General features: G+C 62.3%; 17 protein-coding genes. 13 read left to right on the top strand and 4 right to left on the bottom strand.

All coding sequences use genetic code 11. The features are described from left to right. Positions 1 to 15: 15 nt before the first annotated feature. Positions 16 to 1,200 carry an amino acid aminotransferase gene (locus tag DQW77_RS08555; RefSeq protein WP_113257786.1) on the bottom strand — a complete coding sequence of 395 codons (1,185 nt, stop codon included), beginning with the start codon at positions 1,198 to 1,200 and terminating at the stop codon, positions 16 to 18. After that, positions 1,200 to 2,057, bottom strand: a complete 858-nt coding sequence (gene sseA, locus DQW77_RS08550; protein ID WP_113257785.1) for a 3-mercaptopyruvate sulfurtransferase — start codon at positions 2,055 to 2,057, stop codon at positions 1,200 to 1,202. Before sseA ends, DQW77_RS08555 begins: the two co-directional genes overlap by 1 nt. A 48-nt stretch (positions 2,058 to 2,105) precedes the next feature. On the opposite strand from sseA, the gene DQW77_RS18190 reads away from it, so the two are divergent. Continuing rightward, positions 2,106 to 2,480 (top strand): hypothetical protein, encoded by a 375-nt coding sequence (locus tag DQW77_RS18190; RefSeq protein ID WP_181711217.1) that lies wholly within the window; start codon positions 2,106 to 2,108, stop codon positions 2,478 to 2,480. Here the strand turns inward: DQW77_RS18190 and smpB are convergent. Together smpB and DQW77_RS08535 are read right to left on the bottom strand one after the other, a co-directional pair. Further along, complete coding sequence (gene smpB / locus DQW77_RS08540; protein WP_113257783.1) at positions 2,471 to 2,947, bottom strand: SsrA-binding protein SmpB; 477 nt, start codon at positions 2,945 to 2,947, stop codon at positions 2,471 to 2,473. The genes DQW77_RS18190 and smpB overlap by 10 nt on opposite strands. Positions 2,948 to 2,990: 43 nt before the next feature. Beyond that, positions 2,991 to 3,887, bottom strand: coding sequence for a LysR substrate-binding domain-containing protein (locus DQW77_RS08535; RefSeq protein ID WP_113257782.1), 897 nt, complete (start codon positions 3,885 to 3,887; stop codon positions 2,991 to 2,993). A gap of 198 nt (positions 3,888 to 4,085) precedes the next feature. Here DQW77_RS08535 and DQW77_RS08530 point away from each other — a divergent pair, with 198 nt between their 5' ends. The 12 genes from DQW77_RS08530 (at position 4,086) to DQW77_RS08475 (ending at position 17,482) form a co-directional block, all read left to right on the top strand. After that, positions 4,086 to 5,285, top strand: coding sequence for a glycine C-acetyltransferase (locus tag DQW77_RS08530; RefSeq protein ID WP_113257781.1), 1,200 nt, complete (start codon positions 4,086 to 4,088; stop codon positions 5,283 to 5,285). After that, positions 5,282 to 6,205, top strand: coding sequence for a PLP-dependent cysteine synthase family protein (locus DQW77_RS08525; RefSeq protein ID WP_113257780.1), 924 nt, complete (start codon positions 5,282 to 5,284; stop codon positions 6,203 to 6,205). The genes DQW77_RS08530 and DQW77_RS08525 overlap by 4 nt, the downstream gene beginning before the upstream one ends. A gap of 11 nt (positions 6,206 to 6,216) precedes the next feature. Next, positions 6,217 to 7,239, top strand: a complete 1,023-nt coding sequence (gene tdh / locus DQW77_RS08520; protein ID WP_220124956.1) for an L-threonine 3-dehydrogenase — start codon at positions 6,217 to 6,219, stop codon at positions 7,237 to 7,239. 87 nt (positions 7,240 to 7,326) lie between these two features. Then, positions 7,327 to 9,792, top strand: coding sequence for an FAD-dependent oxidoreductase (locus tag DQW77_RS08515; protein WP_113257778.1), 2,466 nt, complete (start codon positions 7,327 to 7,329; stop codon positions 9,790 to 9,792). A 224-nt stretch (positions 9,793 to 10,016) separates the two neighbouring features. Next, the gene (locus DQW77_RS08510; RefSeq protein WP_113257777.1) at positions 10,017 to 10,331 is read left to right on the top strand and encodes a DUF1244 domain-containing protein; all 315 of its coding nucleotides are present in this window, start codon (positions 10,017 to 10,019) and stop codon (positions 10,329 to 10,331) included. A gap of 86 nt (positions 10,332 to 10,417) precedes the next feature. Then, the gene (locus tag DQW77_RS08505; RefSeq protein ID WP_113257776.1) at positions 10,418 to 11,401 is read left to right on the top strand and encodes a zinc-dependent alcohol dehydrogenase family protein; all 984 of its coding nucleotides are present in this window, start codon (positions 10,418 to 10,420) and stop codon (positions 11,399 to 11,401) included. A gap of 200 nt (positions 11,402 to 11,601) precedes the next feature. Then, complete coding sequence (gene leuC, locus DQW77_RS08500; RefSeq protein ID WP_113257775.1) at positions 11,602 to 13,005, top strand: 3-isopropylmalate dehydratase large subunit; 1,404 nt, start codon at positions 11,602 to 11,604, stop codon at positions 13,003 to 13,005. A 4-nt stretch (positions 13,006 to 13,009) separates the two neighbouring features. After that, the gene (locus DQW77_RS08495; RefSeq protein WP_113257774.1) at positions 13,010 to 13,510 is read left to right on the top strand and encodes a DUF4365 domain-containing protein; all 501 of its coding nucleotides are present in this window, start codon (positions 13,010 to 13,012) and stop codon (positions 13,508 to 13,510) included. Between the two features lie 110 nt (positions 13,511 to 13,620). After that, positions 13,621 to 14,640 carry a hypothetical protein gene (locus DQW77_RS18030; RefSeq protein ID WP_147094947.1) on the top strand — a complete coding sequence of 340 codons (1,020 nt, stop codon included), beginning with the start codon at positions 13,621 to 13,623 and terminating at the stop codon, positions 14,638 to 14,640. Further along, positions 14,640 to 15,245, top strand: a complete 606-nt coding sequence (gene leuD / locus DQW77_RS08485; RefSeq protein WP_113257772.1) for a 3-isopropylmalate dehydratase small subunit — start codon at positions 14,640 to 14,642, stop codon at positions 15,243 to 15,245. Before DQW77_RS18030 ends, leuD begins: the two co-directional genes overlap by 1 nt. 312 nt (positions 15,246 to 15,557) lie before the next feature. Further along, complete coding sequence (locus tag DQW77_RS08480; RefSeq protein WP_113257818.1) at positions 15,558 to 16,397, top strand: hypothetical protein; 840 nt, start codon at positions 15,558 to 15,560, stop codon at positions 16,395 to 16,397. 32 nt (positions 16,398 to 16,429) lie between these two features. Continuing rightward, entirely contained in the window at positions 16,430 to 17,482 is a 1,053-nt protein-coding gene (locus DQW77_RS08475) for an endonuclease/exonuclease/phosphatase family protein (protein ID WP_113257771.1), read from the top strand. Positions 17,483 to 17,485: the final 3 nt, after the last annotated feature.

Genomic DNA, 17,485 nt, shown 5'->3' with positions numbered 1-17,485 from the left:
ACCGCTCGGCACTTGTCAGCCCCCCGCCTCGATGATCGCCTTTGCCAGCTTGGGCACGGTATCCCGGTTCAGGCCGGCAATGTTGATGCGTGAATCCCCCACCATGTAGATGCCGTGATCCTTGCGCAGACGCTCTACCAGATCCGGGCCCAGCCCGAGGCGCGAGAACATGCCGCGGTGCTCGGCGATGAAACCATAACGATCGGACCCCGAAAGACGACGCAATTCACCGGCCAGCTGCTCGCGCAGGGCCAGCATTCCCGTCCGCACATCCTCAAGCTCGGCCTCCCAGTCGGCGCGCAGGTCTTCGTCCTGCAGGACGATCGACACGAGCCTTGCACCATGATCGGGCGGAAAGGAATAGTTCTGCCGGTTCAGGTAAGCCAGATTGTCCTGCGCCATGCCGCGCAGGCCCCGATCCCGCGCCACCGCCATGAGAAGACCGGTGCGTTCACGGTAGATGCCGAAATTCTTGGAACAACTCGCGGCGATCAGGGTCTCCGGGCAGCCACCCGCGATCAGCCGTGTCAGCGCCGCGTCGGCATTCAGCCCGTCACCGAACCCCTGGTAGGCGATGTCGATCATCGGCGTCGCACCCTTGCGGTTGAGAAGCTCCATAACCTCGTGCCCTTGACGGATATTCAGGTTGGCGCCGGTCGGATTGTGGCAACACCCGTGCATCAGAACCAGATCGCCCGGCGCGACCTGCTCCAGATCATCCATCATGCCGCCGAAATCGACCGTCCCGGTGGCACTGTCGAAATACCGGTAGGTGACAGTTTCAATCCCGAGGTGCTTGAGGATGCTCAGGTGATTGGGCCATGTCGGATCGGACACGAAAACCCGTGCGCGCGGATTGGCCATCCGCGAAAGCTCGAACGCCTGACGTACCGCACCGGTGCCGCCGGGCGTGGCGACCGCCGCAACCTGATCGCGGGACACCGCATCGTCCAGCACCAGCCCGATCATCGCTTCGGAAAATGCCGGATCTCCGGCCAGCCCTGTATATGCCTTGGTTGTCTCCTCTTCCCACCAGCGCCGTTCGGCCGCCTTGATGGCCCGCATGATCGGCGTGACGCCTTCGGCATTGCGGTAAACACCGACGCCGAGGTCGATCTTGTCATCTCTGGGATCTTCCCGAAAGGCCTGCATCAGGGCGAGGATCTTGTCGGCGGGCTGCGCCTTCAGTTGGTCGAACATCAATTCTCTCCGGTTTCCACGGGAACGGTCGGAAAGGCGCCCCATTCCGCCCAAGACCCGTCGTAAAGCGCATGGTCGGTCTTGCCAATCCGCTCGAGCGCCAGGTTGATGATGGCCGCGGTCACGCCAGATCCGCATGTCGTGATCACAGGCTTGGCCAAGTCGGCACCCGATGCGGCGAATTCGGTGCGCAGGTCATCAGGCGACTTCATGGTCCCGTCATCATTCAGAAGCCTGCGGTAATGCAGGCTGTGCGAACCGGGGATATGGCCACTGCGAAGGCCGGGCCGCGGCTCGGCCTCGGTGCCTGCGAAGCGTCCCGCGGAGCGGGCATCGAGGATCGCGTGATCCTCCAGCTTGGACGCCGCGGACACCTGCGTCACGTCACGGATCATGTGATTCTGGCGGCGGGCGGTCATGTGCCTGTCGCGCACCATCGGTGGCAGATCCTCGATCGCACGGCCCTCCGCGCGCCACTTTGGCAAACCGCCATCCAGAACCGCAATGTCCGGATGCCCCATCAGCCGGAACATCCACCATACGCGAGCCGCCGAAAAGAGCCCCTGTGCGTCGTAGACGACAACCTGATGGCCATCGCCCACACCCATCGCACGCAGACGCGACATGAACTTTTCGGGTGGCGGCGCCATATGCGGCAGATCCGAACTTCGGTCGCTGATATCGTCGATATCGAAAAACCGTGCGCCGGGAATGTGGGCCTCTTCGTATTCGGCCCTTGCGTCACGCCCTTCGTCGGGCAGGAACCACGTGCCATCAAGAATCCGCAGATCCGGGTCCTTGATATGCGCGGCCAGCCACCCGGTGCCGACCAGTGTCCTCGGATCATCCTGTGACATGAAAACCCCCGGCTTACGTCCAATACTGCCTACATCCCGGCGCATCGGGTGGCAAGACCACAGGCGCGGTGCCGCAGAGGTGGATTATTTCGCCACCGTGTTTTTTACAAGCCCGGCGGCGGCAAGGACAACAAGGCCGCCGGCCCCACCCGCGACGACCTGTTCCAGCAGGCCCGAAACCTCTGGGCCCCGGTCCGTCAGAACGCCGGCTCGCAGAAACGCGAGAGCCTGCCCGCCGAGGCCGCCACCGATGATACCGGTGATCGAATTCCCGGCAAAACCGAGATCGGCAAACTTCAGGCCACCGCCCGCGATGCTTGCTGCCACAGCGCCCGATATGAGGACGATAAGAAGTTCCATCCCTGCAGTTTTCGCGAAAAACGGCCCGCCCTGCAAGCAATGCAGCCGCGGCGTCAGCCGTGATCCTTCAGCAACCTCTGCTTTTGCCGGTTCCAGTCACGCTTGGCCTCGGTGGCGCGCTTGTCATGAAGCTTCTTGCCCTTGGCGATCCCGATCTTGAGTTTCGCCAAGCCCTTGTGGTTGAAGTAAAGGACCAGCGGAACAAGGGTCATGCCCTTGCGCTGCGTCTCGTTCCAGAGCCGCGACAGTTCCTTTTTCGACACCAGGAGTTTGCGCCGCCTCTTTTCTTCATGGCCGAAAGTCTTGGCCTGCTCGTACGGTGCGACGTAACTGTTGACGAGCCACAACTCGCCGTCATCCACCGTGGCATAACTCTCGGCGATGTTGGCGCTGCCCTCGCGCAGGGATTTCACCTCGGACCCTTCCAGTATGATTCCGCATTCCAAATCGTCCTCGATGGCGTAATCGTGCCGGGCACGCCGGTTCTCTGCCACCACCTTGTAATTCGGATTGTCTTTCACCTTGGCCATCGACCTCTCCTATCCAAGCCCGCCGGACGGGGCAAGCCCGCCCTCAGAGCGAGATCAGCCAATCGCGGACTTCGCGCGCCTGCGGCGTGAGCGGGGTAGTATCCGACCACACCAGATAAAAACCCTTGCCGGTCACCCATGACCATTCGGTCCGTGCTTCCAGCAAACCCTGTGCGATCAGCCCCTCTGTCACGTGCTTCCAGCCAAAGGCGAACCCCTCGCCCGCGATCGCGGCCTGAAGCACGAGCGCATAATCGTTCAGCCGCAGGCCCGCGCGCGGTTCCGGGTAAGGGACGTTCCAATGCGCGAACCAGTCGCTCCAGCCGGGGCGCTCCCGCACCGGCTCCTCCAGATGAATGAGCGGCTGCTCCAGAAGCCCCGCCACGGTTCCGAGTGTATCCGCCGCCATCATCAGCCGCGGAGCCGCTATGGGAAAGATCACCTCTGGCGCGACAAGGTGGCTGCTGCAACCCGGCCAAGTGCCCTCGCCACGCCGGATGGCAAGGCTGATGCCCTCGGCGTCGATGTCAGGCTCACGCTCGGAGGTCTGCAACCGCAGGTCGAGGCCGGGCCGCTCCCGGTGGAACCGCGCCAGACGCGGGACCATCCAGTAATTGGCGAACGCGGTCGAGGCCGACAGGGTGACATGGGCATTCGCTCTTCGACCGGCAAGGTTCCGGGCGCTGCGCAGGATCCGCTCGAACGCGGCGGATACCTCGTTGTAAAGTCGCTCGCCGGCATGGGTCAGCATCACGGCGCGGTGCGCGCGGACAAACAGCAGCACGCCAAGCGCCTCCTCGAGTTGCTTGATCGCGGCGCTCACCGCGGGCTGCTGCACATTGAGTTCCCGTGCGGCAAGCGTGAATGATCCGTGGCGCGCGGCCGCTTCGAAAACCAGGAGATGCCGGGGTGAGGCAACGAGTTTCCATAATTCCTGCATAAGCTGAGCTTATCCATTCCCCCATTTTTTTCAAGGATCACACGGCGTGCATACTGTCATAGATTGCCACTGCGGCAAGTTGGAAGAATTCTGGGGGCGCCTCGGCGGCGAAAGGCAGGGGGCGGACCCGGCCCCGGATTTCATCCGGATCTTCCGCACGGTAGTGTCACCGTCAAGAGGGACGGAACGGAGGATGCCATGACGCCCGCGGGAAAGAGGTTCGACGATCACCTTGCCGGTCAGATCGAGGGCCTGAAAAACGACGGTCTCTACAAGACGGAGAAGGTGATCAGCAGCATGCAGGCGGGTGAAGTCACCCTCGCCGATGGTCGCGAGGTGATCAATCTGTGCGCGAACAACTATCTCGGACTGGCGGACAACCCCGAAATCATCGCGGCTGCGCATGAGGCGCTGGACAGGTACGGCTTCGGCATGGCCAGCGTGCGTTTCATCTGCGGCACGCAGGAAGAGCACAAGGAACTGGAAACGCGGATCGCCCGTTTTCTCGGGATGGAGGACGCGATCCTCTACGCCGCCGCGTTCGATGCCAACACCGGTTTGTTCGAGACGCTTCTGGGCCCCGAAGACGCGGTGATTTCCGATGCGCTGAACCATGCCAGCATCATCGACGGCATTCGACTCTGCAAGGCAAAGCGCCACCGGTACGCCAATTCGGACATGGCCGACCTGGAAAGATGCCTGCAGGAGGCACAAGGGGCAAGATACCGGATGATCGCCACTGACGGGGTCTTCTCGATGGACGGATATCACGCGAAGCTCGACGAGATCTGCGATCTGGCGGACCGGTACGGGGCGATGGTGATGGTCGATGATTGCCATGCCACGGGGTTCGTGGGTGAAACCGGCCGCGGAAGTCACGAACATTGCGGGGTCATGGGACGGGTGGACATCCTCACCGGTACCTTGGGCAAGGCCCTGGGCGGGGCCTCGGGCGGGTACACGGCGGCAAGCGCGCAGGTGGTGGACTGGCTGCGCCAACGCTCTCGGCCCTATCTCTTTTCAAACACTCTGGCACCCGTTATCGCTACAGCCTCCATCCGGGTTTTCGACATGCTGGAGGACGGGGCGGACCTCCGGGCGCGGTTGTGGAGCAATGCGGCCTATTTCCGTGACCGGATGCACAGGCTCAGTTTCGAACTTCTACCCGGCGAGCACGCGATCATCCCGGTGATGCTGCGGGATCCCAGACTGGCGCAGGAGATGGCCGCGCGGCTGAACGACAGGGGAATTCATGTCACCGCCTTCAGCTTTCCGGTCGTGCCAAGGGGGCAGGATCGGATCCGCACCCAGATGAGTGCGGCGCTGACACGCGACATGCTCGATCGGGCCATTGCCGCCTTCGAGGAGGTCGGGCGCGACCTGGAGGTGATCCCGTGACGGTCCTGCCCTCGGTCATCCAGAGCATCGGAGGCACCCCGCTTGTCGAACTGGCCCGTATCCGGGATACCCTTGGGTTGGACGGGCGGCTGCTGGCGAAGCTTGATTACCTCAACCCCGGCTTGTCGAAAAAGGACCGCGCCGCTCAGGCGATCATCGAGGCGGCGCGAAAAAGCGGCGACCTCAGTGACGGTCAGACCGTCGTCGAATTGACATCCGGCAACATGGGCACCGGGCTCGCGATCGTCTGCGCCGTTCTGGGGCACCCGTTCGTCGCGATTATGAGCACCGGCAACTCCGAGGAGCGTGCGCGCATGATGCGGGCACTCGGGGCCGAGGTCGTGCTCGTGCCGCAGGCCGAAGGCGCGAAACCGGGCGAGGTATCGGGGGCCGACCTCGCCCTCGTCGAGTCTGAGGCGCGGCGCATCACACGGGCGCGCGGCGCTTTCCGGGCCGATCAGTTCGTCCGCGCGGGCAACCCCGAGGCCCACGCGACCGGCACGGCACCCGAGATCTGGGAGCAGTCAAGCCATGCGGTGACCGCCTTTTGCGATTTCATCGGTTCGGGCGGCACCGTCGGCGGCGCGGCCCGGTTCTTTGCGCCCCTCGGGGTGCGGTGCTACGCGGTCCGTCCCGATCGCACGGATCACCCGATCCAGGGAGGAGGCTACGAGATGCCGGACCTGGTGCATCTCAAGGACACCGATCTTGCGGGCGATGTGACCGTTTCCGGGACCGAAGCAGCGGAACACGCACGGCTTCTGGCACGGTGCGAAGGCATCTTCGGCGGCTATTCCGCCGGCGCTAACCTGGCGGCCGCGATCCATCTTCTGCAAGGCCCCGAGCAAGGTGGCTGCGTGGCGTTCGTGATCTGCGACAGCGGGCTGAAATATCTCAGCACGGATTTGTGGGAGGCATGATGGAAAACCGCATGAAGGCGCTCGTGAAGGCCAGGCCCGAGCCGGGGCTGTGGATGGAGCATGTGCCGGTCCCGGAGCCGGGGCCTGCGGATGTGCTGATCAAGGTGCGCAAGTCAGCGATCTGCGGCACCGACGTTCATATCTGGAAATGGGACGAATTCAGTGCCAAGACCGTGCCGGTGCCGATGGTTGTCGGCCACGAATTCGTCGGCGAGATCGTGGATTGCGGCCCGGCGGCATTGAAGTACAGGATTGGTCAGCGTGTCTCGGGCGAAGGGCACCTCGTCTGCGGAGCCTGCCGCAACTGCCGCGCGGGGCGGGGGCACCTGTGCCGCAACACCAAGGGCGTGGGCGTCAACCGCCCCGGCAGCTTTGCCGAGTACCTTTGCATCCCCGAGGACAATGTGGTGCCGATTCCGGACGATATTCCCGACGAGATCGCGGCAATCCTGGATCCTCTGGGCAACGCGGTGCACACCGCGCTGAGCTTCGATCTCGTGGGGGAGGATGTGCTTGTGACGGGGGCGGGACCGATCGGGATCATGGGCGCACTGGTGGCCGGGCGCGTGGGCGCGCGCAAGGTGGTCATCACCGATATCAACCCCTACCGGCTCGACCTGGCACAACGCATGGGGGTGCAACATGTCATCGACGTGGGCAGGGAACAATTGCGCGACGTGATGGCAGACATCGGCATGACGGAAGGGTTTGACGTGGGCCTTGAAATGTCGGGCGCGGCGCCCGCGATGCAGCAGATGATCGCGCGGATGAACAATGGTGGCAAGGTCGCACTTCTGGGCATAGCGCCCACCGAGTTTCCAGTGGACTGGAACAGCGTGATTTTCAAGATGCTGCACATCAAGGGGATCTACGGCCGCGAGATGTACGAGACCTGGTACAAGATGATCGCACTGCTGCAATCCGGGATGGATGTGTCGGGGCTGATCACGCACAGGATCGTGGTCGACGACTTCGAGGCCGGCTTTGCCGCGATGCTTTCGGGCAACTCCGGCAAGGTGGTCATGGATTGGTAGGAGGGCGGCTCGCCAGCCCTTCCGGTCTGTCTCGCCAGACGGGCCGGAGGGCGCGCGGAACGGCACCCAAGGGACAAGGGAGAGGACATGCCGGAAATCATGAAGGAAGGCGAAGTTGGCGGCAAGGATCTGCCGGGGCACGCACGGGTGGTGGTGATCGGCGGCGGGGTCGTGGGCTGCTCGATCCTGTTTCACCTTGCCAAGTTCGGCTGGAAAGACGTGGTTCTGCTGGAACGTGACGAATTGACCAGCGGATCGAGCTGGCATGCCGCCGGGCAGATCCACACCATATCCTCCGATCCCAATATCAGCCGTCTACAGGGATACACCATCGACCTTTACAAGGAGATCGAGCAAACCAGCGGCCAGAGTGTCGGCCTCCACATGACCGGCGGGTTCTACGCGGCGTCAACGCGGGAATGGTATGATTACCTCAAGCGCGAACGTTCGAAGGCGCGTTACATGGGGCTCCACCAGGAATTCATAAGCCCCGCGGAACTGGCCGAACGTCATCCCCTGATCGACACGAGCCGTTATTACGCGGCGCTGTGGGACGATCAGGACGGCGATCTCGATCCCTCCGGCGCCACTTATGCCTTCGCCAAGGCCGCCCGCCATCATGGGGCACAATATTTCACACATTGCCCGGTAACAGGGACAAGCCAGCGCCCCGACGGCAGCTGGGATGTCATCACGCCTGACGGGATGATCAACGCCGAACATATCGTCAATTGCGGCGGGCTCTGGGCGCGCGAGGTCGGCCGGATGCAAGGGCTGAACCTTCCGGTCCAGCCGATGGAACATCACTACCTGCTGACCGAGGCGATCCCCGAAATCGCGAACCGAATGCAGCCAGGCGGACCCGGCCGGCTGCCCTGCGGCATCGACTACGAGGCCAATATCTATTTCCGGCAGGAGCGGCACGGGATGCTGCTGGGAACCTACGAGCCGCAAGGCACGCCGTGGAAAGTGGACGGCACTCCGCCGGATTTCGGGCATGAGCTGCTGCAACCGGACCTCGACCGTATCGCCGACCGCCTGGAACTCGGTTTCCAACGCATCCCCGCCTTGGCCGGCGCAGGTATCAAGGATGCCATCAACGGCCCCTTCACCTTCGGTCCGGACGGCAACCCGATGATCGGCCCGGTGCCCGGCATGCGCAACTACTGGGTCGCGGTCGGCGTCATGGCCGGATTCTGCCAGGGCGGCGGCGTTGGCCTGACCATGGCCGAATGGATGATCGACGGCGAACCGTCCATTGACGTCTGGGCGATGGACGTGGCGCGCTTCGGCGACTGGGCCACGCCCGACTGGGGCACGGTCAAGTCCACCGAGAACTACGAACGCCGGTTCGTGATGACCTTCCCCAACGAAACCCTGCCCAAGGGCCGCAGGCAAAAGACGACCGCACTGCACGACAGGCTCGTTGCCGCGGGCGCGGTGATGGATCAGAGCTTCGGCCTGGAAACGGCGTTGTGGTTCGCGGATGGCCCCGACGACGCCCATGAAGAGCCGAGTTTTAGGCGCAACCGATCCTTCGATTACGTCGCGCGGGAAGTGCGGGCAGTGCGCGAGGCCGTCGGCGCGATCGAGATCGCGGGTTTCGCCAAGCACGAATTCACCGGTCCCGGCGCGCGCGCGTTTCTCGACCGCTTGCTGGCAGGGCGCGTGCCGGCACCGGGCCGCCTCGCGCTGAGCCCGATGCTTACCGGAAAGGGCAGGCTCTGCGGCGATCTCACCGTGGCCTGCCTGTCCGAAGACCGCTTCATGCTGTTCGGGTCCGGCGCCATGCAGGAGGCGCACCGACGCTGGTTCGAGGCCCGGTTGCCGGGCGATGTTCTCTACCGCAATGCGAGCAGCGACTGGCACGGCATCGCGATGTCGGGACCGAACGCGAGAACACTCCTGCAGGCGATCACCCGCAAGAATGTTTCGGCGGATGCGTTTCGTTTCCGGGATGTCGCCGAAACCCATGTTGGCGGGGTTCCGGCGATCCTCAACCGGATCAGCTTCTCGGGCGAACTGGGCTACGAGATCTATTGCCGTCCGCATTACCTGATCCGCCTTGCCGAGGCGATCGAGGATTCCGGGGAAACACTGGGCCTGCGGTGGTACGGTCTGCGCGCGCTGATGAGCCTCCGGCTCGAAAAGGGCTGGGGCGCCTGGGGCCTGGATTACCGCCCTGATTTTACCGCCGCCGAAAGCGGGCTCGACGCCTTCATCGACTGGACGAAGGATTTCATCGGAAAGGACGCCGCGTTGGCCCGGAATGACGACAGCCCGGACCGGCGGCTTGTCACCCTCATCGTCGATTGCGACGGCATCGACGTCAGCGGCGACGAGGCGATCCTGCATGATGGCAAGGCGGTCGGATATGTGTCGTCGGGTGGGTACGCTCACCATGCGGAGCGCTCTGTCGCCCTTGGTTACGTGCCCTCCGTTCTGGCTTCGGATGGCACCGCGCTGGAGGTGGAGCTTCTGGGCGAGATGTACCCCGCCCGGGTGCGGGCGAAGCCGCTTCACGACCCTGGCGGTGCCAGAATGCGCAGCTGATGCCCGGCTGGCCGAAAGGAGGACACAACCCGTCTTTCCTCGGGCTTCGGACGCTGGGGAAGACATGCCATTGTCGCACGTCAATGGCACCGGTGCCCTTGCCTGCCGCAGGCGCATCGGGCGAAGCGCAGCCACCCCTTTCGGATCAGGGCCGGCACCCGGTCTCGTGACGCCTTGATCCGGGACGGCATCGACCGCATGTTGTCATAAAAAGGAGACGCGAGATGGATGATCAGACACGAATTGAACTCGAGGCCGCGGCATTTCGCACCCTGCGCGAGCATCTGATGGAAAAACGCACCGACGTGCAGAACATCGACCTGATGAACCTGGCCGGATTCTGTCGCAACTGCCTCAGCCGATGGTATCAGGAAGCCGCGAACGCGCGCGGACTCGAGATGGGCAAGGAGGACGCCCGCGAAATCTTCTACGGCATGCCCTATGACCGCTGGAAGGCCGAATACCAGACCGAAGCCGACACTGGAAAACAGGAAGCCTTCGGCAAGGCCTTCGCCGAAAACGTGGGGCGGAACGACTGATCGGATCCGGCGGGACTTGATCCACCTCATGGCGCCGTCGGGCCACGCGGCCGATCCTGTCCGAACCGATGCGAAAGGATCAAGTCATGCGCGCGATGATCATGCATGCGCCTCGGAAGCCACTCCGCCTGGAGGAAATCGCCTGCCCCGAACCCGGGACGGGGCAGGTTCTGATTAGGGTGGAGGCCTGCGGGGTTTGCCGAACCGATCTTCACATCCTTGATGGCGAGTTGACCGAGCCCGAACTCCCTCTCATCCCGGGCCACGAGGTGGTGGGGCGCATTGCCGGCCTGGGGTCCGATGTGACCGGATTGCAAGACGGTCAGCGCGTCGGCGTGCCCTGGCTGGGACATGCCTGCGGCAATTGCCATTTTTGCCGGATCGGGCGCGAGAATCTCTGCGACGCGCCTTTGTTCACCGGCTACACGATTGATGGCGGCTACGCCGAATATTGCGTCGCATATACCGATTTCGTCTTTCCTCTGGAGGACACCGACGATCCCGTGGAGATGGCGCCGCTGCTCTGCGCCGGGTTGATCGGTCATCGAAGCCTGACACTGGCCGGCGAAGCTGAGGTTCTGGGTCTCTACGGGTTCGGAGCGGCGGCGCATATCCTGTGCCAGGTCGCGAACTGGCAGGGGCGCCGGGTACTGGCCTTCACGCGTGACGGCGATACCGCAGCGCAGGATTTCGCACGCGACCTCGGTGCGGTCTGGGCCGGCGGCTCATCCGAAAGACCACCCGAACCACTTGATGCCGCGATCATCTTCGCCCCTGTCGGTGCGCTGGTGCCGGCTGCGCTCAAGGCCGTGCGCAAGGGGGGGCGGGTTGTTTGCGGCGGAATCCACATGAGCGACATTCCCGGTTTTCCCTATGCCGACCTATGGCAGGAGCGCGAGATCCGTTCTGTCGCCAACCTGACCCGCGCCGACGGCGATGCGTTCTTTCCGCTTGCCCGCAAGGCGGGGGTCAGGACGCGCACGGTGTCCTACCCCCTCGACAAGGCAAACGTCGCCCTCGACGATCTGCGCGACGGGCGGCTTCAGGGGGCGGCGGTGCTGACACCGTGACAAGCATTCCCCCCGACGGCATGCCCTTGATACGCGTGCCACGGCGCTGTATCTGCATGGCATGAAGCATGTGTTCGACATGGATGATCGCGCCCGGCTGCCCTGGCGATTCCACGATGCGGTGCGCTCGGTGCCTCTGTATCCGCAGGCTTGACGCCCGCAAACGCCCCCTGGACGATCCGAACAACGGGAGAGGACCGATGTCCCCCAAGACACTTTATGACAAGATCTGGGATGCCCACCTGGCCCATGAGGCCGAGGACGGCACCTGCCTTCTCTACATTGACCGCCACCTTGTGCACGAGGTCACAAGCCCGCAGGCATTCGAAGGGCTGCGCATGGCCGGCCGGATGGTACGCAAGCCCGAGAACACCATTGCCGTGCCTGACCACAACGTGCCCACGACCCCCGACCGTGTGGACGGGATCAAGAACGAGGAAAGCCGCATTCAGGTCGAGGCCCTCGACAGGAATGCGCAGGATTTCGGGATCAACTACTATCCCGTCAACGATATCCGGCAGGGTATCGTCCATATCGTCGGCCCCGAACAGGGCTGGACCCTGCCGGGTATGACCGTTGTCTGCGGTGACAGCCATACCGCCACCCACGGCGCATTCGGCGCACTTGCCCACGGTATCGGGACATCGGAGGTCGAGCATGTGCTCGCCACACAGACCCTGATCCAGACCAAGTCGAAGAACATGAAGGTGGAGATCACCGGCAAGCTTGCCCCGGGCGTGACCGCCAAGGACATCACCCTTTCGGTGATCGGCGAAACCGGCACCGCCGGCGGCACGGGCTACGTGATCGAATATTGCGGAGAGGCGATCCGCTCGCTTTCGATGGAGGGACGCATGACCGTGTGCAACATGGCCATCGAAGGTGGCGCGCGCGCCGGGCTCATCGCGCCCGACGAAACGACCTTCGACTATGTCAAGGGCAGGCCCCACGCCCCCAAGGGCGCCCAATGGGAGGCGGCGCTGGCATGGTGGAAGACACTGTATTCCGATGATGACGCTCACTGGGACAAGGTTATCACCATCCGGGGCGAGGACATCGCGCCAGTGGTCACATGGGGCACCTCGCCCGAGGACGTGTTGCCGATCACGGGCCAGGTGCCCGATCCGTCCGAATTCAGCGGCGGCAAGGTCGAATCGGCGCAACGTGCGCTTGACTACATGGGGCTGGAAGCCGGAAAGCCGCTTTCGGAAATCGAGATCGACACCGTCTTCATCGGGTCCTGCACCAATGGCCGGATCGAGGATCTGCGCGCCGCCGCCGAGATCCTGAAAGGCAAGAAGATCAAGGACGGGCTGCGCGCCATGATCGTGCCGGGCTCAGGCCTCGTGCGGGCGCAGGCCGAGGAGGAGGGGCTCGCCGACATCTTCACCGAGGCCGGGTTCGAGTGGCGCCTCGCGGGTTGCTCGATGTGCCTTGCGATGAACCCCGATCAGCTCCGCCCGGGCGAGCGGTGCGCGGCCACCTCGAACCGCAACTTCGAAGGCCGCCAGGGCCGCGGCGGCCGCACCCACCTGATGAGCCCCGCCATGGCGGCGGCGGCGGCAGTGACCGGTCGGCTGACGGATGTGCGCGAGGTGATGTGACCTTATGACAACCGCCGATAATCAGCTGCTCAGCGAAAACGACAAGAAAGAACAGTTGTCGTTTGTCTACGCTTCGGCGGTTGCTACGGCTTGTGGGTACACTTTCTCTACCCAGAACCTAGACAGAGACAGTACGGATATTACAATCTCGTCGCGCTCTAGTCGTCGAGCATCGATAGCATTTCAACTTAAGTGCACATCGTCACCCGACTGGGATGAAGATGTGTTAAAATACCAACTAAAGGCAAAAAACTACAACGATCTTGTCGCTCCACGGCAAACGCCTCTCTTGTTGCTCGTCATGGAATTGCCCCCGGAACCAGAAGATTGGCTGAGTATATCTCGGGAGCAACTCGTACTAAAAAGGTGCGCATGGTGGGTTTCCATCATTGGTCAACCGGAAACCGACAAAGGCTCGAAACAGGTGCGCATACCACGATCAAACCTTTTCGGCATTGATGCTATGCAAGAGTTGATCAAAAAATCGGAGACAAACGCGTTATGAGAGCACACATAACTGACATAGACGCGCTTATTTCCATCAGTACAATGTCGATCCACTCGTATTTAAAGGCGCAACAATGGATACGTGGTGACGACTTAGGGGATCGTGGCGTGATGTATACAGACCGTAGCGGGCTGGAAGTCTTCGCTCCGGGTTCAACTCATTTGCGCGACTACGCACAATCAGTAGCAGCATTAATAGCAACGATAGCCGAGAGTGAGGACCGCGACGAAATCTCGGTCTTCAGAGATTTGGCCGCCTCAGATCGGGATCTGATCCGGTTCCGCGCCCCTGAAGCAGACGGGGATGGATCAATTGACCTGATTAGAGGCGTTGATCTGGTTCAACAAAGTAAAGATGCCGTGCTAGCTGCGGCTTGTTCGACTGTTTCGGCGCAGAGGTTTTTCAGAAGTGGAAGCAATGCAAGGGCAACCGAGTATCTTGAAACTGTCAAGCTTGGGCAAACCGAGCATGGCAGTTTTGTTGTCACACTTTATTCGCCAGTCCCACCATCTCTAGACGACGGAAAACAGAAAGAATTTTGGCCAGAACTTGAAAGCGAGCCGTTTGGGCGGAAAGTAACGCGGACTCTGGTGATGGCAATGGATGCCCTTCTGGATGCGGTTGCAGAGGTGGGTAGAGGTTCAGATATCGAAGCTTTCGAACGCGTAGTTTCCAGCGGCGTTAGCGCGAATCTATGCTCGGCGGTTTCTAAGTTTATCAGTGACGGTGAAGGACTTGATTTTTCACTCAGTTGGGCAAGAACGCGGCCAACGCCTGAATCAAGGTTTCGACGGTTGTTTTCACAATCCGATGCCGAAATTCTTTCAGAAGCAGCAAGAATTTTGAAGGACCGACAGCCTTTCAAGAATGAAGTTCTCTCCGGTTACATAACCGGTCTCAATCGGGAAATTGCGCCGACCCAAGGCCGCGTGAAACTGAGGACGTGGGTTGAGGGCAGCCCGAGGTCTGTGACTGTTGAACTTCCCGCCCAACTTTATTCGCGCGCTATAGAAGCTCACGACTCGAAAGCCGAGGTGCAGATTGAGGGCGATTTGGAATTTAGAGGGCAGAGGTGGCATCTGGTATCGCCACGTAACTTGGAGATAAAAGAAGAAAGAGACGACTGATGGAAAAATTCGAAAAACTCACCGGGATCGCGGCGCCCCTGCCGATCATCAATGTCGATACCGACATGATCATCCCCAAGCAGTTCCTCAAGACGATCAAGCGCTCGGGGTTGGGCGTGAACCTTTTTGACGAGATGCGCTATGATGATGACGGCAAGGAGATCCCGGATTTCGTGCTCAATCAACCGGCATATCGTGATGCGGAAATCCTGGTCAGCGGCGAAAATTTCGGCTGCGGGTCCTCACGCGAACACGCGCCGTGGGCGATCAAGGATTTCGGTATCCGTTGCGTCATCGCCCCCAGCTTCGCGGATATTTTCCACAACAACTGCTTCAAGAACGGCATACTGCCCATCACCCTTCCTCAGGCGCAGGTGGATCTGGTGATGCGCGATGCGGAGAAAGGGGCAAACGCACGGATCGAGGTGGATCTCGAATCGCAGACCATCACCACCTCGGATGGCGAGGTGATCGGTTTCGAAATCGACCCGTTCAAGAAACACTGCCTGCTCGAAGGGCTGGACGATATCGGGCTGACCATGGAGAAGGCGCCGGCGATTGACGCGTTCGAAGCCCGCGCCGAGGCCGAGCGTCCCTGGATCTGACGCCGCGGACGGCTGCCTGTGGCGGTGCTCCCGCCACAGGCTTCCCTTGACGCTGAGCCCCTCAAACCCCCTACATTTTGTGTTGCCCTTGAGAACCGTCTGTTTTCAAGGGGAAAATTGATGCAATAGAGCACCAGTGCTTCCATCAAATCGCCTTATTCATTTGCCTTCTTTAACCAAAATCTTGTCCCGCCAATCGAAAGAAGGCAATAATTGGGCGACAATGAGGCAAACCGCCAGAGAAGGCGGACTCAAGTTGGAACAATGCTGCGGCAGCGTATCGCGGCAGGCCAGTTTGAAGGGAATCGGGCAGTGTTCGCACGACTTACTGGTGCATTCTTTCGTGCAGTTCTGATTGCACTCCTGGTGGCAACGCCGTCTCTTCTCCTGTCCGGGGTCGCCCCGGACACCGCACAGATCGTCATTATCCTTGCCATGCTTTCGGCCGGGCTTGTCTTTGTGGAATATTTCGGGAAATCCCCCAGCATCATAGAGTTCCGGTTCGCCCCGCCCTATAACCGCCTGCGTTTCGGGGCGCTGGCGGCCACTGTCCTGATCCTGTCGCTGATCATGCGCGGCACGACCGAGCCGAACGCCCTGAACATCCTGCTTTCCTATGCCGGCACACAGGTGGGGCTGGCCCTTGATTTCCCTTATTCGCCGGTCCGGCTGACACTGCTCATGCTGCCTGAAACCACGTCGGCGGCCGATGTCGCGACTGTCCGCATGGCGGCCGGTGTGGCATATGGCATGTCGATCGTCATGTTGCTGGTCTTTCTGGTTATCGTCCGGCTTTTCTGGTGGCCCGTCCGCCGCCGGGCATTCAATGTCTGGATCAACCTTCCGCTGTTCGATCCGACGGGTGGCGGCGATGTGCTCAACAAGCTGGGGCGCGACAGCAGCGTTAACATCTCTTTAGGGTTTCTGCTGCCATTCTTGGTGCCGGCCGGTATCAAGGCCGCATCGGGGCTGGTCGACATACAGTCGATCCTGAGTCCGCAACCCCTGATCTGGACGATGTGCATATGGGCTTTCGTTCCCGCAACCATGATCATGCGCGGCATCGCCATGAACCGGATATCCGAACTGATCAGGGCAAAGCGGCGGCGCGCCTATGCACAGGCCGACGCCGATGGGTTGCAAACCGCCTGAAGGCGGCGCTTGTGGCCGCTTGCGTGACGGTCATGGCGGGGCCGGGCATCGCCGATACCATCCGCATCGCCACCTTCCACAGTGAACTGGAACGCGATGGTCCCGGGCGTCTGCTCAAGGCGATCCTGTCACGCGAGGATCCGCAGGTTCTGGCGGTTCGCGATGTCGTCGCCGCCGTGGCCCCGGATATCCTTCTTCTGCAAGGGGTCGATTACGATCACGGGCTGGTCGCCCTGCGCGCTCTCAGGGATACACTGGCGCAGGACGGCGGGCCGCTCTATCCGCATCTGTTCGCCCGGCGTCCCAATACCGGGATGGCCACGAGGCTGGACATGGACGGCGACGGGCGGCTGGGGAGAGCCCGGGACAGACAGGGATACGGGGAATTCTCCGGGCAGGGCGGTATGGCGCTGCTGTCACGGTTCCCGATCGTGAAACCGGCGGCACAGGATTTCAGCGGGCTTTTGTGGAAGGAGATGCCCGGCGCCCTGTTACCAAAGGTGGAGGGCCGCCCGTTTCCTTCGGCCCGCGCGCAGGCGGCACAACGCCTGTCCTCGGTCGGGCACTGGGTCGTTCCGATCGCGCATCCGGCCGGGCGCCTTCATCTGCTGGCCTTTCATGCAGGCCCCGCCGTCTTCGACGGGCCGGAGGATCGCAACGGCCGTCGAAACCACGATGAAATACTGTTCTGGCAGCATTTCCTGAACGGAGCCTTCGGCACCCCGCCGGCCGTCCGCTTCGCGGTGATCGGGCACGCCAACCTTGATCCGGTGGACGGCGCAGGACGCAAGACCGCGATACGCGCCCTTCTGGACGATCCGCGCCTTCAGGATCCGCGCCCGGCACGCCAGGGGCCCGCGCCCGACGATCCCGGCCAGGGCGGTGACCCAAGGCGCGACACCGTGTTCTGGCCCGATCCGGGGCCCGGGGCGCTCAGGGTGTCCTATATCCTGCCATCGGCCGATTGGAAGGTGCTCGAATCCGGTGTTTACTGGCCGGCCGACGACACGCCGGGCGCGCAAGCCGCGAAAGCGGCAAGCCGTCACCGGCCGGTCTGGGTGGACCTCGTCGCGCGCACGGACTGACCG

Origin of the sequence: Roseovarius sp. TE539 (assembly GCF_003298505.1) — a bacterium.
Taxonomy (GTDB): domain Bacteria; phylum Pseudomonadota; class Alphaproteobacteria; order Rhodobacterales; family Rhodobacteraceae; genus Roseovarius.
This window is presented reverse-complemented; position numbering and strand designations above follow the sequence as displayed.